The organism is Streptomyces sp. NBC_01267, from assembly GCF_036241575.1.
Taxonomy (GTDB): domain Bacteria; phylum Actinomycetota; class Actinomycetes; order Streptomycetales; family Streptomycetaceae; genus Streptomyces.
Genome location: NZ_CP108455.1, coordinates 2,409,039 through 2,431,734, shown reverse-complemented (window position 1 = coordinate 2,431,734; position 22,696 = coordinate 2,409,039). Strand labels below are relative to the sequence as shown.

Here is a 22,696-nt window from a genome sequence, read left to right as displayed (position 1 = left end):
CCGGCACAGAGCCGGACCGGGGTGAGCCGGTCCGGGTACCCCGGGAACCCCGCCGTAGGGCGGCGCGTCCCCCGCGCCAGCCCCGCACCGAGGAGAAGAACCACTGGGCAAGCGACAGCCCGAAGGCCCGCCGCCCGCTCCGGCGGTGCAGCGCATCCGACTGCGCTACACCAAGCGCGGCCGCCTCCGGTTCACCAGCCACCGTGACTTCCAGCGCGCCTTCGAGCGGGCACTGCGCAGAGCCGAGGTGCCCATGGCGTACTCGGCGGGCTTCACCCCGCACCCGAAGGTCTCGTACGCCAATGCCGCACCCACCGGCACCGGCAGCGAGGCCGAATTCCTGGAGATCGCGCTCACCGAGGCGCGCGACCCGGAGAAGCTGCGGCAGCTCCTGGACGAATCACTCCCCGACGGGCTCGACATCACCGACGCGGTCGAGGCGCGCACCTCGGGTCTCGCCGATCGGCTGACCGCGTCCGTATGGGAACTGCGCCTGGACGGCGTCGAGTTCGAGGAAGCGGAGCGGGCCGTCGCGGCCTTCGTCGCGGCCGGGACCGTCGAGGTCCAGCGCCGTACGAAGAACGGTGTGCGGACCTTCGACGCCCGCAGCGCCGTGGCCGAGCTGGTGGCCGTCCGCCCCGAGCCCGGTGCGCGCGCCGACGCCACCGGAGCGGACGGCACGGACCTCGTCAATAGGCCGGGGGGTGAGCGCTGTGCGATACTGCGGCTGGTTGTTCGGCACGTGACGCCTGCTGTGCGACCCGACGACGTCCTGTCCGGTCTCCACGCTGTGGCCGACCTCGCGCCGCCGGTCCCCGCAGCGGTGACCAGGCTGGCGCAGGGGCTCTTCGACGAGGAGTCCGGCACGGTGACCGACCCGCTCTCGCCCGACCGCGAGGCAGCCCCGGCCGCTCCACCCACGGCCGCCGGGACGGCCTCCCACCGGCTTTCCGCCGGGGGGACACCCGCGACGGCGTAGGAGGGGGTGCCTCCCCGGCCCTTCAGGGCCTGGGAGCGGTCCCGCCGCGTAAGGACAGTCGTTGTAGCGCAGCCCTTGGATCCGGGAGCCACCTGGGTCGGGCAGCGCACTGACCAGAAGACTTTCGCCAGGCCGTACGTACATCGCGTAGGGAACCGGCGAGCCAGACATCAGCTCCCGTGCGGCGCCCGCGCCCCGGACGAGCGGAACCGCGCATCAGACGCGGACCGTGCCGGACCGGAAACAGACGCGGCGCCCGGGAGCGTGACGGGAGAACCGCCCGCATGCTTGAGTCGAACGAATCCGGTACCACCGGAGCGAACGAAGAGACCAGTCCCAGCGACACGCTGCCGCCGCGCCGCAGGCGCCGCGCGGCATCACGCCCCGCCGGGCCCCCGGCCGGTGCGCGCGACGCCGCCGCGGACGCGGCCGAAGTGGTGACGCCGGCCATACCGGCCGCGGAGGGTACCGCGGCCGGATCGGCGACCGGCGAGGCGGCTCCGCCCGTCCGCCGCCGCGCGACCCGTAAGGCGACCGCTCCGGCGGGCGCCGCGAAGGCCGCCGAGCCGGCGGAGACCCGCCCCACGGACATCGCCGACACCCCGGTCACCGCCGAGGCCGCGGAGCCCGCACCGCGGGGCCGCCGCCGTGCCTCCGCCCCCGCGGGTGCACCGGTGACCGAGGCGACCGCCGGATCCGTCAAGGACGCCAAGGACGCCAAGGACACAGAGGCCGACGCGGCGCCGCCCGCGCGGACCCGCCGTCGTGCCACCCGTGGCACCGGCACACCTGTGGAAGACCCGCAGACCACTCAGGCCCCCGTGGCCGCTGCTGAGCCGGAGGCCGTTGTGGTCGATGAGACCCCGGACGCGGCCCCGCCGCGCGCCCGCCGTCGTGCCACCCGTAAGGCGACCGCACCCGCCGGTGCGCCGAAGAGCGCGGAGGCCCCGGCCGCCGAGCCCGTGGCCGCCGAGCCGGAGACCGCAGCGGCCGACGAGGCCCCGGTGGCGCAGGACGCCGCTCCGCCGCGCGCCCGCCGCCGCGCGACCCGTAAGGCGACCGCGCCCGCTGTCGAGCAGCCCGCCGCCGAAGAGCCGGCGCCGCAGGCCGACGAAGCCCCCGTCGAGGCGCCGCGCGGCCGTAACCGCCGCCGTGCCACCGCGCCCGTCGCCACCCCGGAGCCCGAGATCGCCCAGCCCGAGGCCGCGGGCGAGAGCCTGCCCGAGGCCGTCGCCGAGGCGCTGGCCGAGGAGACGGAGGCGGCGCCCCGCGGACGTAAGCGCCGCAGGGCCGAGTCCCCGCAGTTCACCGCGGTGGCCGAGAAGGAGAAGGCCCCGCAGCCCGCGGAGCCCGCCGAGCCGGCCCGCTCCCGTCGCCGGGCGCAGCGTCCCGCCGTGGCCGTGTTCCAGGCGCCCGTCTTCGCCGAGCCGATGTTCCAGACGCCGGAGACCGCCGCTGCTGCCGCTGCTGCCAGGTCCGCGGAGCCGGTCGAGGAGATCACGGACATCGAGGACGAGGAGGAGGGCGTCGAGGAGACCGTGAAGGCCCCCGAGCCCGCCGAGTCCGCGTCGCACGGCGGCTCGCGCGGCCGTCGTCGCCGTCGCCGTGGCGAGCCCGCCGAGGCCGAGAAGGCCCCCGAGCCGGTGGCCGCGCCCGCGGCCGAGGAGCCCGTCGAGGAAGAGCCGGAGTCCGAGGACGCGCAGGGCGGGGGCGAGGAGTCCGACGAGTACGGCGACCGCCCCTCGCGCCGCCGCCGCCGGGGTGGCCGCCGCCGTCGCCGCGGTGAGTCCGCGGAGACGGACGAGCACCACAACGACCAGCACGACGACGAGTCCGAAGGCGCCGACGAGGGCGAGTCCCGCGACGCCGCCGACCAGGACACGGACGGCGACGACCACGGCGACAGCGACACCGACACCGACGACAACGGTGCCTCCGGGTCGAGCAGCAGCCGCCGCCGCCGGCGTCGCCGCCGTCGCAGCGGTGACTCGGGCACCGACGCCGACGCGGTGGCCGACGACCCGGAGCGTACGGTCGTCAAGGTCCGCGAGCCGCGCAAGAAGGAAGCCGAGCGCGAGCCCGGCACCGGCTTCGACGAGGTCCAGTCCATCAAGGGCTCGACCCGTATGGAGGCGAAGAAGCAGCGCCGCCGCGAGGGCCGCGAGCAGGGCCGCCGCCGCGTCCCGATCATCACGGAGGCCGAGTTCCTGGCCCGCCGTGAGGCCGTCGAGCGCGTGATGGTGGTCCGCCAGCACGGCGAGCGCACCCAGATCGGTGTCCTGGAGGACAACGTCCTGGTCGAGCACTACGTCAACAAGGAGCAGGCCACCAGCTACGTCGGCAACGTCTACCTGGGCAAGGTCCAGAACGTGCTGCCGTCGATGGAGGCCGCGTTCGTCGACATCGGCAAGGGCCGCAACGCCGTCCTGTACGCCGGTGAGGTGAACTTCGAGGCGCTCGGCATGGCCCACGGGCCGCGCCGTATCGAGACCGCGCTCAAGTCCGGCCAGTCCGTCCTCGTCCAGGTGACGAAGGACCCGATCGGCCACAAGGGCGCCCGCCTGACCAGCCAGGTCTCGCTGCCCGGCCGCTACCTGGTCTACGTGCCCGAGGGCTCCATGACCGGCATCAGCCGCAAGCTGCCCGACACCGAGCGCGCGCGTCTGAAGACCATCCTCAAGAAGATCGTCCCCGAGGACGCGGGCGTCATCGTCCGTACCGCCGCCGAGGGCGCCAGCGAGGACGAGCTGCGCCGCGACGTCGAACGGCTCCAGGCGCAGTGGGAGGACATCGAGAAGAAGGCGAAGAGCGGCGGCAGTTCCAACGCGCCGACGCTGCTCTACGGCGAGCCGGACATGACCGTCCGGGTCGTCCGCGACATCTTCAACGAGGACTTCTCGAAGGTCATCGTCAGCGGTGACGACGCGTGGAACACCATCCACGGCTACGTCGCCCACGTCGCCCCCGACCTGGCTGACCGGCTCTCGCGCTGGACCTCCGAGGTGGACGTCTTCGCGACGTACCGCATCGACGAGCAGCTGATGAAGGCGCTGGACCGCAAGGTCTACCTGCCGAGCGGCGGCTCGCTGGTGATCGACAAGACCGAGGCGATGGTCGTGGTCGACGTCAACACCGGCAAGTTCACCGGCCAGGGCGGCAACCTGGAAGAGACCGTCACCAAGAACAACCTGGAGGCGGCCGAGGAGATCGTGCGTCAGCTGCGGCTGCGCGACCTCGGCGGCATCGTCGTCGTCGACTTCATCGACATGGTGCTGGAGTCCAACCGGGACCTGGTGCTGCGGCGGCTGCTGGAGTGCCTGGGCCGGGACCGTACGAAGCACCAGGTGGCCGAGGTCACCTCGCTCGGACTGGTCCAGATGACCCGTAAGCGGGTGGGGCAGGGTCTGCTGGAGTCCTTCTCCGAGACCTGCGTCCACTGCAACGGGCGCGGCGTGATCGTGCACATGGAGCAGCCGACGGCGATCGGCGGCGGTGGCGGGAAGCGCGCCAAGAAGCGCGGCCGGGGCGGCTCCGCGGGTGGCGACCACGACCACACCGGCGAGCACACGCACGAGCAGGACCACGACCACGACCAGGCCGACGACCACGAGCCGGAGGCCGGGTACGCGGACGTCGCGGAGCCGCAGGAGAGCTTCGTACCGGACGAGGACCTGTACAGCAGCCCCGCAGAGGCGGAGGCGGCTGCCACGCGCAGCCGTGGCCGTCGCAGGGCGACCCGCAAGGTGTCGGCCCCGGCCGGTGCGCCCAGGGCGGCGCAGCCGGAGACGGTGGCCGAGCCGGTCGCCGAGGAGCCGGTGGCACCCGAGCCGGTGACCCCGGAGCCGGTCGTCGAGGCCGAGCCGGTCCAGGAGGCCGCTCCGGCCCGTACGCGCCGCAGGGCGACCCGTAAGGCGACGGCTCCGGCCGGCGCGCCCAAGGTCGCCGACGAGGCTGCCGAGATCGTCGTCGCGGAGGCTCCGGCCCCGGTGGCCGACGAGCCGCAGGCAGCCCCGGAGCCGGTCGCCGAGCCCGCGCCGCCGCGGGCCCGCCGCCGCGCGACCCGTAAGGCCACCGCCCCCGCGGGCGCGGCCGAAGCGGCTGTCGTCGTGGTGGAAGCCCCGTCGGACGAGGCCCCCGCCCAGGCGGAGGCCCCGACCGCGGAGCCGGAGGCGCCGGCCAAGAAGACGGCCGCGCGCAAGACGGCGAAGAAGGCGCCGGCGAAGAAGGCCGCCGCCAAGAAGACCGCGGCGAAGAAGACGACGGCCGCCAAGAAGACGACGGCCAAGAAGGCTTCCAAGAAGACCGTGGCGGCGGAGCAGGACGCGCCGTCCGCGGTCTCGGCCTCCACGGAGGACTGACAGCCGTCGCGCAAGTAGCAGTCACCCCGGAGGTGCGGTTTCCTTGGCGGAGCCGCACCTCTGCTGTGTGCGCCTTTCCGGAATCGCCGGACAGCCGGGCACGCGGGCCGGAGGATGTCGTGCAGTGAGGTCGTGCGGCGACATCGAGAGACTGCTGAGGTGATGGTGTGGGCGGCGTACCCGATGCGACGGTGGCCTCCGGGCGGTTCGCGGAGACCGTCGAACTGCTCTCCTCGCGCTGGCTCCAGGACGGTGAGGCACTCTCGCTGGAGCTGGTGGTACGGATCGGGGGAGCCGCCGACCCCGGCACTGCCGCCGTACATCTGGGACCTGTCCGGCAGGGCGGGACCACCCGCACCGCGACCCCGGACGGCGGCGGTACGGCCGTCCGCGCCCGGTTCCCGGTGGAACGCCGCGACGCCACGCTCCCCGTGCGCGTCTCGCTGGACGTCGCCGGCGCCCCGTACGAGATCCCGCTGCGGGCCGCGGGGCTGCCGATGCCGCTGGCCCGCCGGTGGGGCCGTGCGGACCCGTACAAGGCCGCGGCGCACGTGGACGCGGCGGGGCACATGGTGGTCAGTACGGAACGGCTGTTCCCACCGAGACCCTCGCTCGGCGCGCGGCTGCGCGGGCGGCTGCGCGTACGGCGGTGAGCGACCGGGGGTGAGACCGCGCGGGAGGCATTGCGGGAGGCATTGCGGGAGGCCTTGTGCACGGTCGAAGGGGGCCGGTTTGACCCTCCGCGCCCGGCCCCGTAGCCTTACCCATCGGCGTGTTTCCTGTACGTCGCACCTCTGAGCAACTCCCTCCTGGCTCCGCCGGGAGAGGCCGCTCGTCCCATCCGGATCGTCACGGGTCCCCGGACCCGTGTGGGCGGCTGGCTTCAGAGGGCCGATTCCGAGCGAAAGAGAGATCCGCGTGTACGCCATCGTGCGCAGCGGTGGTCGCCAGCACAAGGTTGCTGTCGACGACATCGTTGAGGTTGACAAGATTCCCACCGCCAAGGTTGGCGACACGGTCGAGCTCTCGACCCTGCTCGTGGTCGACGGCGACGCCGTCACCAGCGACCCGTGGGTGCTTGCCGGTATCAAGGTCCAGGCCGAGGTCGTGGATCACCACAAGGGCGCGAAGATCGACATCCTTCGCTACAAGAACAAGACCGGCTACCGCCGTCGCCAGGGTCACCGCCAGCAGTACACGGCGATCAAGGTCACCGGTATCCCCGCGGCTGCGAAGTAAGGGACTGAGGAGACATGGCACATAAGAAGGGCGCATCGTCCACTCGGAACGGGCGCGATTCCAATGCTCAGCGGCTCGGCGTGAAGCGCTTCGGCGGTCAGGTCGTCAACGCCGGTGAGATCCTGGTCCGCCAGCGCGGCACCCACTTCCACCCGGGCTCCGGCGTCGGCCGTGGCGGCGACGACACGCTGTTCGCGCTGAACCCCGGTGCGGTCGAGTTCGGCACGCACCGTGGCCGCAAGGTCGTGAACATCGTTCCGGTCGCCTGACCTTTCAGGCTGCCGTAGAGCGATCTGTCGAGGGCGGACCAGGTTTCCCGTTGCTTACGGGAAGCTGGTCCGCCTTTGTCGTGTTACACGTATGACCGGTCGGTCTGAGACAAATTTCGTACTTTCTGGAGGCACACCCATGACCACCTTCGTGGACCGCGTCGAGCTGCATGCCGCCGCGGGTAGCGGAGGCCACGGCTGCGCCTCCGTACACCGTGAGAAGTTCAAACCGCTCGGCGGACCCGACGGCGGCAACGGCGGGCGGGGCGGCGACGTCATCCTCGTCGTCGAGCAGGCCGTGACCACGCTGCTGGACTACCACCACAGCCCGCACCGCAAGGCGACCAACGGCCAGCCCGGCGCCGGTGACAACCGCTCCGGCAAGGACGGACAGGACCTCGTCCTGCCCGTGCCCGACGGCACCGTGGTGCTCGACAGGGCAGGGAACGTCCTCGCCGACCTCGTCGGCCAGGGCACCACGTTCGTCGCGGGCCAGGGCGGCCGTGGCGGCCTCGGGAACCACGCGCTGGCCTCGGCCCGCCGCAAGGCCCCCGGCTTCGCGCTGCTCGGCGAGCCGGGCGAGTCGCGGGACATCGTCCTGGAGCTGAAGACCGTCGCCGACGTGGCGCTCGTCGGCTACCCGAGCGCGGGCAAGTCCTCGCTGATCTCCGTGCTGAGCGCGGCCAAGCCGAAGATCGCGGACTACCCGTTCACCACGCTCGTCCCCAACCTCGGTGTGGTGACGGCCGGTTCGACCGTCTACACCATCGCGGACGTCCCCGGGCTCATCCCCGGAGCCAGCCAGGGCAAGGGCCTCGGCCTGGAGTTCCTGCGGCACGTCGAGCGCTGCTCGGTGCTCGTGCACGTCCTGGACACGGCCACGCTGGAGTCCGACCGCGACCCGCTCTCCGACCTCGACATGATCGAGGAGGAGCTCAAGCTGTACGGCGGTCTGGAGGACCGGCCGCGCATCGTCGCCCTGAACAAGGTCGACATCCCCGACGGCCAGGACCTCGCCGACATGATCCGCCCGGATCTGGAAGCGCGTGGCTACCGGGTCTTCGAGGTGTCCGCCGTGGCGCATCTCGGCCTGAAGGAGCTGTCGTTCGCGCTGGCCGGCATCATCGCCGAGGCGCGCGCCGCGAAGCCGCTGGAGGAGGCGACCCGGGTCGTCATCCGCCCGAAGGCCGTGGACGACGCGGGCTTCACGGTGACCTTCGAGGAGGAGGAAGGCGTCTACCGCGTACGGGGCGAGAAGCCGGAGCGCTGGGTCCGCCAGACCGACTTCAGCAACGACGAGGCCGTCGGTTACCTCGCCGACCGCCTCAGCCGCCTCGGGGTCGAGGACCAGCTGCTCAAGGCCGGTGCCCGTGCGGGTGACGGCGTGGCCATCGGCGCCGAGGACAACGCGGTCGTCTTCGACTGGGAGCCGACGCTGACGGCGGGCGCCGAGATGCTCGGCCGCCGCGGTGAGGACCACCGGATGGAGGCCCCGAGGCCCGCGGCGCAGCGCCGCAGGGACCGCGAGGCCGAGCGGGACGACTCGGACAAGGAGTACGACGAGTTCGACCCGTTCTAGGACGCGTTTGAAAGTCCGCCTGCGCCGCGCCGTCGGACCGTTTGCCGCCGCCCGAAGGGCGGCCCCGCGCACCCGGCCACAGGGGCGGACCTGAAGTGATTCAGGTCCGCCCCTGTGGCGTCGGTCACTCACCGTGGCAGGTGGGATTCGAGTGACCTTCCTGCCCTTAGGGTGAACAGGCGGTATCGCAAGGGTTGTGGAGGCTTGGCGTCCATCTTGCGAGACGGTCACGGAGAGTGCGACCATCACACCGTTCCCTCGTCATCGCAAGGTAGGTCGTCTGTGTCTGTGCAGCACAAAGCAACCAAGCCCCGGACTACAGCAGTCGTTCTCGCCGGTGGTACCGGCCAGCGCGTGGGTCTGTCGATCCCCAAGCAACTGCTGAAGATCGCCGGGAAGGCTGTCATCGAGCACACGCTGACGATCTTCCAGCAGGCTGATTCCATCGACGACGTCATCGTGCTGATGGCGCCGGGCTACGTACCCGACATCGAGAAGATCGTCGCCAAGTCCGGCCTCACCAAGGTGACTCGGATCATCGAGGGCGGCTCCACCCGCAACGAGACCACCGAGCGTGCCATCGCGGCCCTCGGCGAGGGCCTGGCCGAGGGCGAGGACCGCAACGTCCTCTTCCACGACGCCGTGCGCCCGCTGCTCTCGCAGCGCGTGATCAAGGACTGTGTGGACGCGCTGGAGCGCTACCAGGCCGTCGACGTCGCCATCCCGTCCGCGGACACGATCATCGTGACCCGCACCCACGGCGAGGACGGCGAGTTCATCACCGAGGTCCCGGACCGCTCCCGGCTCCGCCGCGGCCAGACCCCGCAGGCGTTCAAGCTCTCCACCATCCGCAGGGCGTACGCCGTCGCGTCCGGTGACCCGAACTTCCAGGCCACCGACGACTGCTCGGTCGTGCTCAAGTACCTGCCGGACGTGCCGATCTACGTCGTCGCGGGCGACGAGTACAACATGAAGGTCACCCAGCCGGTCGACGTCTTCATCACCGACAAGCTGTTCCAGCTGGCCTCCACCGCCGCCCCGCGCCAGGCCGACGAGGCCGCCTACCGCGAGCTGCTCGCCGACAAGACCCTGGTCGTCTTCGGCGGTTCGTACGGGATCGGCGCGGACATCGCCACCATCGCCGAGTCCTACGGGGCCAAGGTGTACGCACTGGGCCGCTCCACCACCGGCACGCACGTCGAGAACCCGGAGCACGTCGACGACGCCCTCTCCAAGGCGTACTCGGAGACCGGCCGGATCGACTACGTCATCAACACCGCGGGCGTGCTGCGCATCGGCAAGCTGGCCGAGACCGACAACACGACCATCCAGGAAGCGCTGAACGTCAACTACCTGGCGCCGGTGCAGATCGCGCGCGCCTCGTACAAGTACCTGGCGGAGACCAAGGGCCAGCTGCTGCTCTACACCTCCAGCAGCTACACGCGGGGCCGCGCCGAGTACAGCCTCTACTCGTCGACCAAGGCGGCCATGGTGAATCTCACCCAGGCCCTCTCCGACGAATGGGCGGGCGACGGGATCCGCGTCAACTGCGTCAACCCGGAGCGCACGGCAACGCCGATGCGGACCAAGGCATTCGGCCAGGAGCCCGAGGGGAGCCTGCTCTCCTCGGAGGCGGTGGCCCGTACCTCGCTGGACGTGCTGCTGTCCGAGCTGACCGGCCATGTCATCGACGTACGCCAGCAGGACCCGACCCGCGACGCCAGCGCGGACGCCTCAGGGTTCGAGCAGGCCCTGGCCTCGGTGTTGGACCGTCAGGAAGATGTGTAATACTTCTTGAGCAAAACTGGAAGCTTTTTTCGGGCCTCTGTGATCGCTTCACGCGAATCGCAGAGGCCCGAATGCGTGAGGCCTCGCCTTCACAATTCCCCCAGATAAGCCGACCGACAAATGGGACGGGAGAAGGAGCGGGGTGTGGTGCGTGCCACACCCGGTGACGCCGCCCCCTATTTGCCGGCCGGTCAAAAACCGGCACCCCCTGGAGCAGGTTCTTCGTGATTTCGACCGCCATTCGGCTGGCGCGCGTAGGCAGCCGGTCCGAGCTGTTCGCCGCAGCCTTCATGGGGCTCAGCTACCCGTGCGTGATGATCGCCGCACTCATCCCCAATATCTGGTTCTTCGCCGCTGCCACCGTCGTGACGTACGTCTCCGACTGGTTTCTCCATCAGCGCGGCAGCTATCTGATCAATCGCCTGGCGAAGGTCCGGGCCGGTCTGTCGATCCGATTCCTGCTGCGTGAACTGCTGCTTATTCTGCTGCTGGCCCGGCTGGAGCTCGCCGATCAGAACGTCTACTACGCCGCCGTCGCCTGCTTCCTGGTCTTCTACGGTCTCCAGGCCGCGCACGGCACCCTGACCACCCTCATCCGGCTGCGCCGGGTCATGCCCGTGGTCACCCGCAACGTCGACCTGGGCTCGATCCGGGTCCCCGAGGCCCCGCCGCGGCTGCTGCTCAACCGAGCCGCCGAGAAGATGCTCCACCTGGACGTCTTCGCGGTGATCGGCCTGCTGATCGCCGCCCGGACCGGGACCGACGACTACGGGTACATCGGCATCGTCGCCACCCTGGCCCTCGGCGTCCTCTACATCGCCGTGCTCGTCCCGTACATAAAGAAGGGCCGCAGGCTGCCGAGCGCGGCCGAGGTGCTGGAAGGTCTCGACGGCTGGCTGCGCGAGTACCGGCCGACCGTCGCGCTCTACTTCTCCGGCTCCAGGGACTCCGCCTACCAGGTCAACATGTGGCTGGAGACGATGTCCCAGGTCGAGGGGCGCCCGCTGATCATCCTGCGGGAGCGCGCCATCGTGCCGCAGCTCGCGTCGACCGCGGTGCCCGTGGTGTGTGTGCCGGGTGGCGTGCACCTGATGAACATGGACCTCTCCACCGTGCGTGTCGCGCTGTACGCGGCGAACGTCGGCAAGAACATCCACATGCTGCGCGTCCCCACCATCAAGCACGTCTTCATCGGGCACGGCGACAGCGACAAGCTCGCCAGCGTCAACCCGTACAGCAAGGCGTACGACGAGGTGTGGACCGCGGGCCGGGCCGGGCGCGACCGTTACGCGCTGGCCGACGTCGGTGTGCGCGACGAGGACATCGTCGAGGTGGGCCGCCCGCAGCTGGCACCCATCCGGAGCTGGACCGGCACCCCGAAGCAGCAGATCCCGACCGTGCTGTACGCGCCCACCTGGGAGGGCTGGGACGACAACCCGGGCAACACCTCCCTGCTGCTGGCCGGCGAGAACATCGTCCGGCGGCTGCTCACGGCCGAGCAGCCGGTCCGGGTGCTCTACAAGCCGCACCCCTTCACCGGCACCCGCAGCGCCAAGGCCAAGGCGGCGCACATCCGCATCACCGCCATGGTCGAGAAGGCCGCCGCCGCCCGCGCGGCCGAGCCCCGCTGGACCGAGCTGTCCGCCGCGACGGCGGCCGACCGGACGGCGGCCCGAGCCGAACTGGTCCGGATCGAGGCCAGGCTGGCCGAGCTGGAGAGCTCCGGCAGCGAGAGCGGCGACGAGTCCGACGCCTCGCGGGTCTCGCTGGCCGACCCCGCCCGCGAGGACGAGACCGCCGCGCTGCGCGGCGAGTGGAACAGTGCCTACTGGCGCACCTTCGGCTGGTGGGAGCACCGGGTCATCGAGGGCGGCGAGCCCCGTCTGTACGACTGCTTCAACGAGTCGGACGGCATGGTCTCGGACATCTCCAGCGTCGTCTCGGACTTCATCGCGAGCGGCAAGCCGTACGCGGTCACCGACTCGGCCGAACTGGGCGTGGAAGAGTTCAAGCGGCAGAACACCGCCGTACGGGCCGCCGTCATCCTCTCCAACAGCGCCAAGGAGATCGGCGAGCTGCTGGCGTCGATCACCGACGCGGCGGCCGACCCGCTGGCGGGCGACCGGCGGGAGCTGAAGCAGTATCTGCTCGGCCCCGACGAGCCGACCTCGATGGAGCAGTTCAACGCGGCGGTACGGGCGTTGACGGCCAAGGCCGAGGCGCGCAACCAGGGCGTGGCGCAGCGCACCGCCGGTCCGGACGGCGCACCCGGCCTCAACGACTCCGGCGTGACCGGTGTCGATTCGGCGGTCGGCGGCTGACCGTTTCCCGGCTCCACGGGTGCCTCACGGCCGTCCGCGCACAGTGCGCGGGCGGCCGTTCCGCGTGCTGCGGGGCGGTCCTCGGGCGCCCGGCACTTACGGTGCCATCACGCCAGAACGGATAAAATCCGACCGGACGGATCAAGCTCTGCCAGACCGACTGCTCGCCAGGGACCGAATCGTGAAGGCTCTTGTACTTTCCGGCGGCGCGGGCACGCGCCTGCGCCCCATCACGCACACCTCAGCGAAACAGCTCGTCCCCGTGGCGAACAAGCCCGTGCTCTTCTACGGGCTGGAAGCCATCGCCGACGCGGGCATCACCGACGTCGGGATCGTCGTCGGTGACACCGCCGAGGAGATCCGCGAGGCCGTCGGTGACGGATCCCGGTTCGGCGTCAAGATCACGTACATCCCGCAGGAGGCCCCCCGGGGGCTGGCCCACGCGGTGCTCATCTCCCGCGACTTCCTCGGTGACGAGGACTTCGTCATGTACCTCGGCGACAACTTCATCGTCGGCGGCATCACCGGCCTGGTGGACGGCTTCCGCGAGGCCCGCCCCGATGCCCAGATCCTGCTCACCCAGGTCCCCGATCCGACGTCGTTCGGCGTGGCCGAACTCGACGGGAACGGCCGGGTGGTGGCCCTGGAGGAGAAGCCGGCGGTCCCCAAGAGCGACCTCGCGCTCGTCGGCGTGTACCTCTTCACCCCGGCCGTGCACGAGGCGGTCCGTGCCATCGAGCCGTCCTGGCGCGGCGAGCTGGAGATCACGCACGCCATCCAGTGGCTGATCGACCAGAAGCACGACGTGCACTCCACGACGATCTCCGGCTACTGGAAGGACACCGGCAACGTCACCGACATGCTGGAGGTCAACCGGGCGGTGCTGGAGACCGTCGAACCGTGCGAGGACGGCACGGTCGACGAGGCCAGCGAGATCATCGGCCGGGTCAGGATCGAGGCGGGCGCCCGGGTCGTCCGCAGCCGTATCGTGGGCCCCGCCATCATCGGCGCGGACACCGTGATCAGTGACGCGTACGTCGGTCCGTACACCTCGGTCTCCGAGCGGTGCCGGATCGAGGACAGCGAGATCGAGTACTCCATCGTCCTGCGGGACGCGTCGATCGCCGGGGTCCGCAGGGTGGAGGCCTCACTGATCGGCAGAGGCGTCGAGGTGACACCCGCGCCACGCAACCCGGCAGCCCACCGACTCGTGCTCGGCGACCACAGCAAGGTGCAGATCTCTTCATGACGAACAGGATTCTGGTGACCGGCGGCGCCGGCTTCATCGGCTCGCACTACGTCCGTACGGTCCTCGGACCCCAGGGCCCGGGTGACGTCTCCGTCACCGTGCTCGACAAGCTCACCTACGCGGGCAACCCGGCCAACCTCGACGAGGTAAGGGACGACCCCCGGTTCGCCTTCGTCCAGGGCGACATCTGCGACCCCGGCCTGGTGGACAGGGTGATGGCGGACCACGACCAGGTGGTGCACTTCGCCGCCGAGTCGCACGTCGACCGGTCCATCGACGGCGGCGCCGAGTTCGTCCGGACGAACGTGCTGGGCACCCACACCCTGATCGACGCGGCACACCGGGCCGGCATCAAGACCTTCGTGCACATCTCGACCGACGAGGTGTACGGCTCGATCGACGAGGGATCCTGGCCCGAGACCCACCCGCTGGAGCCCAACTCCCCGTACTCGTCGGCCAAGGCGTCCAGCGACCTGATCGCGCTCTCCTACCACCGCACCCACGGCCTGGACGTGCGCGTGACCCGCTGTTCCAACAACTACGGGCACCACCACTTCCCGGAGAAGGTCATCCCGCTGTTCATCACCAACCTGCTGGACGGCAAGTCCGTCCCGCTCTACGGCGACGGGGGCAACGTCCGCGACTGGCTGCACATCGACGACCACGTGCAGGGCATCGAGCTGGTCCGTACGGAGGGCCGCGCGGGCGAGGTCTACAACATCGGCGGCGGCACCGAGCTGTCCAACAAGGAGCTCACCGGCCTGCTGCTCGACGCGTGCGGCGCGGACTGGGACACCAGCGTCGAGTACGTCACCGACCGCAAGGGACACGACCGCCGCTACTCGGTCGACTGCACCAAGATCCGTACGGAGCTGGGGTACGAGCCGCGCAGGAACTTCGCCGACGGGCTCGCGGAGACCGTGCAGTGGTACCGGGACAACCGCGCCTGGTGGGAGCCGCTGAAGGAGCGCGCGGCGCTCGTCTGACGGGCGCCGCGTTCGGACAGGGCCTCGGGTAGCGTCGACCGGGGGCCCGACGTACCACGGAACAGGTGAGAGATGAGCGGCAGTTGGCTGGTCACCGGAGCGGGCGGCATGCTCGCCCAGGACCTCGTCGCGAGGCTGGCCGGCGACGGCACACCCACGGTGGCTCCCGACCGCACGGCCCTGGACATCACCGACCCGGCGGCGGTCACCGCGGCCCTCGCCGCCCACCGCCCCTCGGTCGTCGTCAACTGCGCGGCCTGGACCGCGGTCGACGACGCCGAGTCCGAGGAGGACCGGGCACTCGCCGTCAACGGCACCGGGCCACGCGTCCTCGCCGAGGCCTGCCGGGAGAGCGGTGCGGTGCTGTTCCAGGTCTCCACGGACTACGTGTTCGCCGGTGACGCCACCGAGCCGTACCCGGAGGACGCACCGGTCGCCCCGCGCAGCGCGTACGGACGCACCAAGCTGGCAGGGGAGCGGGCCGTCCTGGACACGCTGCCCGAGCGTGGCTACGTGATCCGCACGGCCTGGCTGTACGGGGCCGGCGGCGCGAACTTCGTCCGTACGATGATCAAGCTGGAGGGCGTCAAGGACACCCTGGACGTGGTGGACGACCAGCGCGGGCAGCCCACCTGGACCGTTGATCTGGCGGACCTGCTGGTACGGCTGGGCGCGGGCGCCCTGGCGGGCACCGCGCCCGCCGGTGTCTACCACGGCACCAGCGGCGGCGCGACGACCTGGTTCGGCCTCACCCGGGAGATCTTCCGGCTGCTGGACGCCGATCCGGACCGGGTGCGCCCCACCACCAGCGAGGCCTTCGTACGGCCGGCGCCGCGGCCCGCGTACAGCGTGCTGGGACACGACCGCTGGGCGGCGGCGGGAATCGAGCCGGTGCGTGACTGGCGGCTCGCACTCGGCGAGGCGTTCCCGTCACTGGTCGCCACCGAGCGGTCCTGATCCCTGGCAAATAGCGGTTTAAATAAATCGCTGCGCATTCACAGGCCCCTTGCCGATGGGGTAACTTCGCCGGAGATCGGACCAGTTGCTTTCCGACGAAAGGCGCTCCTTGTGAACCGTCATGAATTCCTGCGCGGCCTCCATCGCGTATACCGGCCCCGGAACTATCTGGAGATCGGGGTCAATGACGGGCGCAGCCTGGCGATATCCCGGGTCCCTTCTGTGGCCGTCGACCCGGCATTCAAGGTCGTGACATCGATCAGTTGCGACGTCCATCTGGTCAAGGCGACGAGCGACGATTTCTTCGCCCGCAAGGATCCGCTGCTGCATCTGCGGCCCGGCCGCAATCCCTTCCGTGCGCTCGCCCGCCGGGACCCCCTCCAGATGCTCGGCGGCGATCCGAAACTGGAGCTGTCGTTCATCGACGGCATGCACCTTTTCGAGTTCGCGCTGCGGGACTTCATGAACGTCGAGAAGCACGCGCGCTGGAACAGCGTGATCGTGCTCGACGACATGCTGCCGCGCAATGTCGACGAGGCGGCCCGCGACCGGCACACCAGGGAGTGGACGGGCGACGTGTACAAGGTCGCCACCGTGCTGCGGCGTTTCCGCCCGGACCTGCTGGTCGTCGAGGTGGACACCGCGCCGACCGGCGTGCTCGCCGTCTTCGGCGCGGATCCGGGCAGCACCGTGCTGAAGGAGAAGTACGAATCCATCCTGGCGGAGTACGTCACCGCGGACCCGCAGGACGTCCCCGACGAGGTCATGACCCGCAAGCGCGCGGTGGCACCGCAGGCGCTGCTCGGCGCGGACTTCTGGCCCGGCCTGGTCCGGGCCCGTAACCTCAACCGCTCACGCGCCGCCTTCACCGGGCTGCGCCGGAGCATCGAGCGGGTCACGGGCTGAGCAGCTCACCGGCCGGGCGGGTGCCCGGCCGGGGCCGTTGTTCAGCCGCGCAGCTTCGCGGCGTACGCGACGCAGTCCGCGTAGGACGGCAGCAGGCCGCTCGCCTCGGCCTCGGCGAGCGTCGGGGCCGCCGCGTCCTTCTCGGAGAGCAGCGGGGTGAGGCCCGCCGGCCAGTCGATGGCCAGCTCCGGGTCGAGCGGGTGGATGCCGTGCTCGCGCTGGGGGGCGTACCCGGTGGAGCAGAGGTAGATCACCGTGGCGTCGTCGGTCAGCGCGAGCAGCGCGTGGCCCAGCCCCTCCGAGAGGTAGACGGAGCGGTGGTCCACATCGTCGAGACGTACGGCTTCCCACTGCTTGTACGTCGGTGAGCCGACCCGGATGTCCACCACGACGTCGAGAACGGCGCCGCGCACACACTTGACGTACTTGGCCTGGCTCGGCGGTACGTCGGCGAAGTGGATACCCCGCAGGGTGCCCCGGCGGGACACCGAGCAGTTGGCCTGGGCCAGCCGCAGCCCGTGACCGGCAGCCTCGGCCAGGTCCGGCTCCTTGAACCACTCGTGGAAACTGCCGCGGCTGTCCGGGAAGACCTTCGGCTCGTGCACCCAGGCTCCCTCGATGGCGAGCTGCCGCATTTCGATCACGTCCTTTTCTGCGTTCACCGAGGCCTCTGCCGTGGCCCGCACGGGTGGTCAGCCACCCAGCTTCGCGGCGAGCCGGCGGACCCTCTTGCGGGCCGCCGGGGGAAGCCGGCGGACCAGTGGGCCGCCGAGCGTCCTGAGTCCGTTCCGCAGTGCCGTCCGGCGCCGCCGGACGATCATCGCGCGGATCTCCCCGCGGTCGGCGTACGGCACGCTGTCGTCGGGCCGCAGTCGGCCGTTCTCCGTGACGGTGACGTCGCACAGGGGCAGTTCGGGCCCCTTCGCGCCGTCCAGCCGGACACCGAGCTGCCAGCTCCCGGCCGGGACGCCGGGGGCGCGGGCGGGCAGCGCGAGATGGAAGCGGCCCAGGACCGGCCGGAGACCGACCGGCAGGAAGTGCCCGGCCCCGCTGTCGGAACTCAGCACCAGCTCCGCCGTGGTGGCCGTGGCCGGATCCGGGGCGAAGACGCCGAGCCGCAGCTCGGCGGAGCGGCCGGGCATTCGGAGCACCGGGTGGGCCGCCAGCGCCCGTCCCAGCTTCTTGCCGCGGCGCCCCACGTCGAGCGTGAGGTTGCTGTGCGGGTGCGTGAAGTACGGGATCACCGGGCGGGCCGGAGAGCCGAGCAGCGCGGGCCGGACCGCCGCGTCGACCCGCGCGTGCCGGTCGGCGCCGAGCCTGACCTTGCGGACCAGGCCCAGCCCGCGCACCGTGACCCAGACGTCCCAGAAGCCGCGGGGGAGCGGGCCGCGGTCCCGGAAGGCGTCGGCGGGCAGTTGGGCGGTGCCGCGCAGGATGACCTGGCAGCGTCCGTCGCCCAGGTCCTCGGCGGCTGCGGTGAACGTCACCGGGCACGGCCACTCGACGGCCGTCTCCCGGTCGCGCAGGGCGACTTCGGCCTTGAACGCCTTGATCTCGCCGGTGACGTCGAGCGGTTCACCGGTGGGCAGGCCGGCGTCGGGCAGGTCGGCGTCGGGCCGTTCACCGTCGGGCAGCGGGTCCGCGGTGAGGGCGGGGTGGAGCAGGATCCGGTCGTCGGAACGGAGCAGCGCGAGCGGCGCCTTGTCCTTGCCCACGGTGAGGCGGGCGCTGAGGGTGACGGTGAGCAGGCCGCCGGGCTGCCAGGCGATGTCCTCCAGGCGCGCGGCGCTCTTCACGGTGGCCGCCTGCCGGGCGAGCTTCACCAGACCCTGCCGGTCGTCGTCGCGCAGCAGCGTGGAACGGAGGCGGTTGACCGCGCCGAGACCCTCGTGCACCCCGTCGCCCATGAACCCGGTGGCCAGCGGGCGGACCGCGTCCACCATCTCGTCGAGGAAGGCGGCGTCGTAGCCGAGGACGGCGGGCTCGCTGAGGCGGCCCAGCATCTCGACCCGGTAGAAGCGCCGGAGCAACCGGTCCTGGAAGGCGCCCGGTTCGGTCCGGGTCCCGACGACCTCCAGCACCTCACGCAGATTCCCGTAGTACCCGGAAGGGACGATTCTCGTGGAACCCGAGTTGTTTCCGTCGTCGCGCTTCGAGTAGTAGTAGCAGGTGTACGAGCCGAGAATGGATACGGTCTCGGCCGGGAAATACGCCTGCATCATGTAGAGCTGGTCCTCCAGCCTGCGCCGGCCCTCCGGGTAAGCGATCTTGTTGTCGCGGAGGAAATCCGTCCGGAACATCTTGTGCGCGGTGAGACTGTCGTGGAGCGGCGCGGTTTCCAGCGTGCACTTCTCCCGGTCGGTACGGAAGATGCCGTGCGGAACTCCGCGGAAATCGCTGGCCACCTTGCCGATCACGATGTCCGAGCCGTTGCGGTGCCCCATGGCGTACATGCGCCGCAGGGCGTCCCGGCCGAGATGGTCGTCGTGGTCGACGAACTGGACGTACTCGCCCCGGGCTTCGGCCACACCGATGTTCCTCGGCTTACCCGGCCATCCCGAATTGGGTATGGTTTTCACCCGGAAATGCGGATGCTCGGCGGCCAGCTTTTCCAGTCTGGCGGGAGTGTCGTCCGTCGAACCGTCGTCGATGAAGAGGACTTCGAATTCGTCCGCGGGGAGGGTCTGCTGCAACAGGGATTCAATGCACGGGTCTATGTACTTTCCCGAGTTGTACACCGGGATGACGACACTCACTTTGACCGGCAATGTATGCGCCTCGTGTCTGGTAGGGATTTTCCCTGTGCTGGTGAGCGCGTGACGGCACCACTTCCGGGCGCTGCGTACGGGACCCGCCGGGCGGCACTCTATCCGGTGTGCCGAACGCCACTTCCCGGACCCCTCACGTATGGGGAATGTAAAATTCCGGATGGGGTGAGGAGAGGGAGATCGTGAAACCAATCCGGGGGTACCAGGCAACCATCTGGCGCATTAGCCCGTCTCCCTCGTGTGATGAGTACCTGTGAGCCCGATGTGACTGTCGTCGTCGGCGCCTATGAAGCGATGCCGTACCTCGTGAAGTGCCTGGCATCCGTCGAGTCCCAGACCCTGGGCGCGGACCGGATCGAGATCGTCGCCGTGGACGACGGATCGACCGATGGCACGGGGGAGTACCTCGAAGAGTTCGCAGCGAGATCAGTGATACGCACCACAGTCGTCAGACAGGAGAACTCCGGAGGGCCCAGCGGCCCGCGCAATGTCGGTCTCGGACTGGCCCGCGGCCGTTACGTGTTCTTCCTCGACGCCGACGACTATTTCGGCGAGGAAGCCCTCGAACGAATGGTCGCCATGGGTGACCGGGCCGGTACCGATGTCGTGCTCGGAAAGGTCGTCGGCGTCAATCGCGGGGCCCCGAAGTCCATGTGGAAAGAGACCGTCGAGCGCGCGGACGTCTTCTCCTCACAGATCAAGTTCACCCTCAGCGCGCAGAAGCTGTTCCGGCGCGAACTGCTCCTGCGCCTGGGCATGAAATTCGACGAGTCGCTCAAGACCGGTGAGGACGCGCTCTTCACCCTGGAGGCATATCTGCGCGGCGGGGGTGTCTCCGTCGTGTCCGATTACACCTGCTACTACCTGGTGGGGCGCGACGACGGCAAGCACGTGACGAAGAGCGGCACCTATGTGCTGCGGTTCGACTCCGCGCGGGCGCTGACCGGACTGATAGCCGAGTACGTCGAACCGGGCCCGCAGCGCGACCAGTTGATGATGCGGCCGTTCATCGTCACCCTGCTGCCGCAGTTCGGCCCCGGCTTCCTGAAGCAGTCCGACGAGGTCCAGCGCAAGCGGATGGAACTCGCGGCCCCGATGATGGCCGCGTACTGGAACAAGGGCGTGGCACGCAAGCTCAAGCCCATCGAACGGCTGCGGCTGCAGTGCGTCGCGCAGGGCCGCATCGACCTGCTCTGCGAAGTCCTCCGCTACATGAAGGCAGGCAAGGAACCCGAGCGGGTCGGACGCGGGCTGAACGGCACCCACCACCTCGCCCTTCCGTACTTCCGGGACCGCGAAGCGGGCATCCCGGACCATGTGTACGCGGTACGGGGAACCCCCGTCTGGCGGCGGCTGCCCGCAGTCGGCCGCACCCGGCTGCGCAGAGTGCGGAAGTGGGCGGCAGCACGCCCTGTCCAGCGCGTGGAATCCCCGAGCGGCGGTCGGCGCGGCTGACATAGATTCGCCCGTGTGACAGAGGCAAGGCAGCTCGTAACGGAAGCCCGCAGGATCGTCGTGAAGGTCGGTTCCTCCTCCCTCACGACCGCGGCAGGCGGCCTCGACGCGGACCGGGTGGACGCCCTCGTCGACGTACTGGCCAAGGTCAGGAGCGGCGGCGAGAAGGAGATCGTGCTCGTCTCCAGCGGCGCCATCGCCGCCGGGCTGGCCCCACTGGGGCTGGCCCGCCGCCCCAAGGACCTGGCCAGACAGCAGGCCGCGGCCAGCGTCGGCCAGGGGCTGCTCGTCGCCCGGTACACCGCGTCCTTCGCGCGCTACGGCGTACGCGTCGGCCAGGTGCTGCTGACCTCCGACGACACCAGCCGCCGGGCGCACTACCGCAACGCCTACCGGACCCTCGACCAGCTCCTCGCCATGGGCGCGCTGCCGGTCGTCAACGAGAACGACACCGTCGCCACGGACGAGATCCGCTTCGGCGACAACGACCGGCTCGCCGCGCTCGTCGCCCATCTCGTACGGGCCGATCTGCTCGTCCTGCTCTCGGACGTGGACGGCCTGTACGACGGCGATCCGGCCAGACCGGACAGCAGCCGGATCCCGGAGGTGGCGGGGCCCGGCGACATCGCGCACGTCACCATCGGCGCCGCGGGCAAGGCGGGCGTCGGCACCGGTGGCATGGTCACCAAGGTGGAGGCCGCCAGGATCGCCGCGGCGGCCTCCATCCCCGTCGTGCTGACCTCGGCCTCCCGCGCCGCCGACGCCCTCGCCGGCCGGGACACCGGCACGTACTTCCACCGCACCGGGCGCCGCTCCGCCGACCGGCTGCTCTGGCTCCAGCACGCGTCGACCCCCCGGGGCGCGCTCACCCTGGACGACGGGGCGGTACGGGCGGTCGTCGAGCGCAACTCCTCGCTGCTGCCCGCCGGGATCGCCGCGGTCGAGGGCGAGTTCAGCGCCGGGGACCCGGTCGAGCTGCGGGACACCGCGGGCCGTACGGTCGCCCGCGGACTGGTGAACTTCGACGCCAAGGAGCTCCCGCAGCTCCTCGGCCGCTCCACCCGCGACCTCGCCCGCGACCTCGGTCCGGCCTACGAGCGGGAAGTCGTACACAGGGACGACCTGGTCGTCATGAACCCCTGAACGCACCCCTGAAACGGCTGAAAGTCCAGGTTTGCGGCAGAGACCTTCCGGAAAACCGTCACACGCCGGGCGCCGGGCTGGTCAACTTTGTCCCAGGGGTAACTGCGGGGGCAGTCACAGCAACGCACACAGGAGGCCGCCGGTGAGACGAGCGCGTCCGGGGGCGCCTCCCCGAGGGGCCGGGGAGCGGACCCTGACGAGTGTCGGCGCGGGGGCCGACTTCGAGAACCGCCGGGAAGCGGACGGCCGGGCGGCAGATGCGGAGCAGGGCACGGAGAAGCACAGGGAGGAAGCCACTCTGTCGAAGCTGTGGCACATCACCCTGAGCGTCTCGGGTCCCGCGGCCCCGCTCAAGGAGGTCAGACGGGGCCTCGAACAACTGGCGCACGACCATCCCTTCCTGCTGACCAGCCGGTACGCCGACGACCACGCGGAGATCCGGTACTGGGAGGAGGCCAGGGACCTGCACGACGCCGCCGCGGTGGCGCTGCGGCTCTGGGGCGAGCACCGGTCGACGGCGAAGCTGCCGCCGTGGGAGATCGTCGGTCTGGAGGTCATCGACCGCGAGACGTACCACCTGCGCATAGCCGAGGGGTACGGCCCGCCGCCCGCGGCTCCGGTCGGGGTGCACCCCTACTGAACCCGGCGTCTCGGAGCATGGGACACCGGGCGGATGCCCGCAGACGGCCCATTAGTCTG

The 22,696-nt window shown here is 70.6% G+C and carries 17 protein-coding genes; 15 read left to right on the top strand and 2 right to left on the bottom strand.

What is annotated here, in order from left to right:
- The first annotated feature begins 145 nt into the window (after positions 1 to 145).
- The 12 genes from OG709_RS11170 (at position 146) to OG709_RS11115 (ending at position 16,631) form a co-directional block, all read left to right on the top strand.
- Positions 146 to 979 (top strand): TIGR03936 family radical SAM-associated protein, encoded by an 834-nt coding sequence (locus OG709_RS11170; protein ID WP_250298421.1) that lies wholly within the window; start codon positions 146 to 148, stop codon positions 977 to 979.
- Positions 980 to 1,263: 284 nt separating this feature from the next.
- Entirely contained in the window at positions 1,264 to 5,337 is a 4,074-nt protein-coding gene (locus OG709_RS11165; RefSeq protein ID WP_250298420.1) for an Rne/Rng family ribonuclease, read from the top strand.
- A 167-nt stretch (positions 5,338 to 5,504) separates the two neighbouring features.
- Positions 5,505 to 5,990: a hypothetical protein gene (locus OG709_RS11160; protein ID WP_326694904.1), complete on the top strand. Its 486-nt coding sequence runs from the start codon at positions 5,505 to 5,507 to the stop codon at positions 5,988 to 5,990.
- A gap of 265 nt (positions 5,991 to 6,255) precedes the next feature.
- Positions 6,256 to 6,576, top strand: a complete 321-nt coding sequence (rplU, locus tag OG709_RS11155) for a 50S ribosomal protein L21 (RefSeq protein WP_164265538.1) — start codon at positions 6,256 to 6,258, stop codon at positions 6,574 to 6,576.
- A 14-nt stretch (positions 6,577 to 6,590) separates the two neighbouring features.
- The gene (gene rpmA / locus OG709_RS11150; RefSeq protein WP_250298418.1) at positions 6,591 to 6,845 is read left to right on the top strand and encodes a 50S ribosomal protein L27; all 255 of its coding nucleotides are present in this window, start codon (positions 6,591 to 6,593) and stop codon (positions 6,843 to 6,845) included.
- 139 nt (positions 6,846 to 6,984) lie between these two features.
- Positions 6,985 to 8,424 carry a GTPase ObgE gene (obgE, locus tag OG709_RS11145; RefSeq protein ID WP_326694905.1) on the top strand — a complete coding sequence of 480 codons (1,440 nt, stop codon included), beginning with the start codon at positions 6,985 to 6,987 and terminating at the stop codon, positions 8,422 to 8,424.
- 282 nt (positions 8,425 to 8,706) lie between these two features.
- Positions 8,707 to 10,212 carry a bifunctional cytidylyltransferase/SDR family oxidoreductase gene (locus OG709_RS11140; RefSeq protein ID WP_250298415.1) on the top strand — a complete coding sequence of 502 codons (1,506 nt, stop codon included), beginning with the start codon at positions 8,707 to 8,709 and terminating at the stop codon, positions 10,210 to 10,212.
- Between the two features lie 224 nt (positions 10,213 to 10,436).
- Positions 10,437 to 12,533 (top strand): hypothetical protein, encoded by a 2,097-nt coding sequence (locus OG709_RS11135; protein WP_266643194.1) that lies wholly within the window; start codon positions 10,437 to 10,439, stop codon positions 12,531 to 12,533.
- Positions 12,534 to 12,714: 181 nt separating this feature from the next.
- Positions 12,715 to 13,782 (top strand): glucose-1-phosphate thymidylyltransferase, encoded by a 1,068-nt coding sequence (locus tag OG709_RS11130; protein WP_329165847.1) that lies wholly within the window; start codon positions 12,715 to 12,717, stop codon positions 13,780 to 13,782.
- On the top strand, positions 13,779 to 14,768 hold the full coding sequence (rfbB, locus tag OG709_RS11125; RefSeq protein ID WP_250298413.1) for a dTDP-glucose 4,6-dehydratase: 990 nt from the start codon (positions 13,779 to 13,781) through the stop codon (positions 14,766 to 14,768). Before OG709_RS11130 ends, rfbB begins: the two co-directional genes overlap by 4 nt.
- A gap of 72 nt (positions 14,769 to 14,840) precedes the next feature.
- Positions 14,841 to 15,725, top strand: a complete 885-nt coding sequence (rfbD, locus tag OG709_RS11120; protein WP_326694906.1) for a dTDP-4-dehydrorhamnose reductase — start codon at positions 14,841 to 14,843, stop codon at positions 15,723 to 15,725.
- Between the two features lie 111 nt (positions 15,726 to 15,836).
- A complete protein-coding gene (locus tag OG709_RS11115; protein WP_250298411.1) occupies positions 15,837 to 16,631 on the top strand; it encodes a class I SAM-dependent methyltransferase in 795 nt (264 codons plus the stop codon).
- 41 nt (positions 16,632 to 16,672) lie between these two features.
- On the opposite strand, the gene rfbC is transcribed toward OG709_RS11115, so the two are convergent.
- Together rfbC and OG709_RS11105 are read right to left on the bottom strand one after the other, a co-directional pair.
- Positions 16,673 to 17,266, bottom strand: coding sequence for a dTDP-4-dehydrorhamnose 3,5-epimerase (gene rfbC, locus OG709_RS11110; protein WP_250298546.1), 594 nt, complete (start codon positions 17,264 to 17,266; stop codon positions 16,673 to 16,675).
- A gap of 57 nt (positions 17,267 to 17,323) precedes the next feature.
- Positions 17,324 to 19,387 (bottom strand): glycosyltransferase family 2 protein, encoded by a 2,064-nt coding sequence (locus OG709_RS11105; protein WP_250298410.1) that lies wholly within the window; start codon positions 19,385 to 19,387, stop codon positions 17,324 to 17,326.
- 255 nt (positions 19,388 to 19,642) lie between these two features.
- Between OG709_RS11105 and OG709_RS11100 the strand changes: the two genes are divergently transcribed.
- From OG709_RS11100 to OG709_RS11090, 3 genes are all read left to right on the top strand, one after another.
- A complete protein-coding gene (locus OG709_RS11100) occupies positions 19,643 to 20,854 on the top strand; it encodes a glycosyltransferase family 2 protein (protein WP_250298409.1) in 1,212 nt (403 codons plus the stop codon).
- Between the two features lie 15 nt (positions 20,855 to 20,869).
- On the top strand, positions 20,870 to 21,997 hold the full coding sequence (proB, locus tag OG709_RS11095; protein WP_326694908.1) for a glutamate 5-kinase: 1,128 nt from the start codon (positions 20,870 to 20,872) through the stop codon (positions 21,995 to 21,997).
- 142 nt (positions 21,998 to 22,139) lie between these two features.
- Positions 22,140 to 22,637: a hypothetical protein gene (locus tag OG709_RS11090; protein WP_250298407.1), complete on the top strand. Its 498-nt coding sequence runs from the start codon at positions 22,140 to 22,142 to the stop codon at positions 22,635 to 22,637.
- Positions 22,638 to 22,696: the final 59 nt, after the last annotated feature.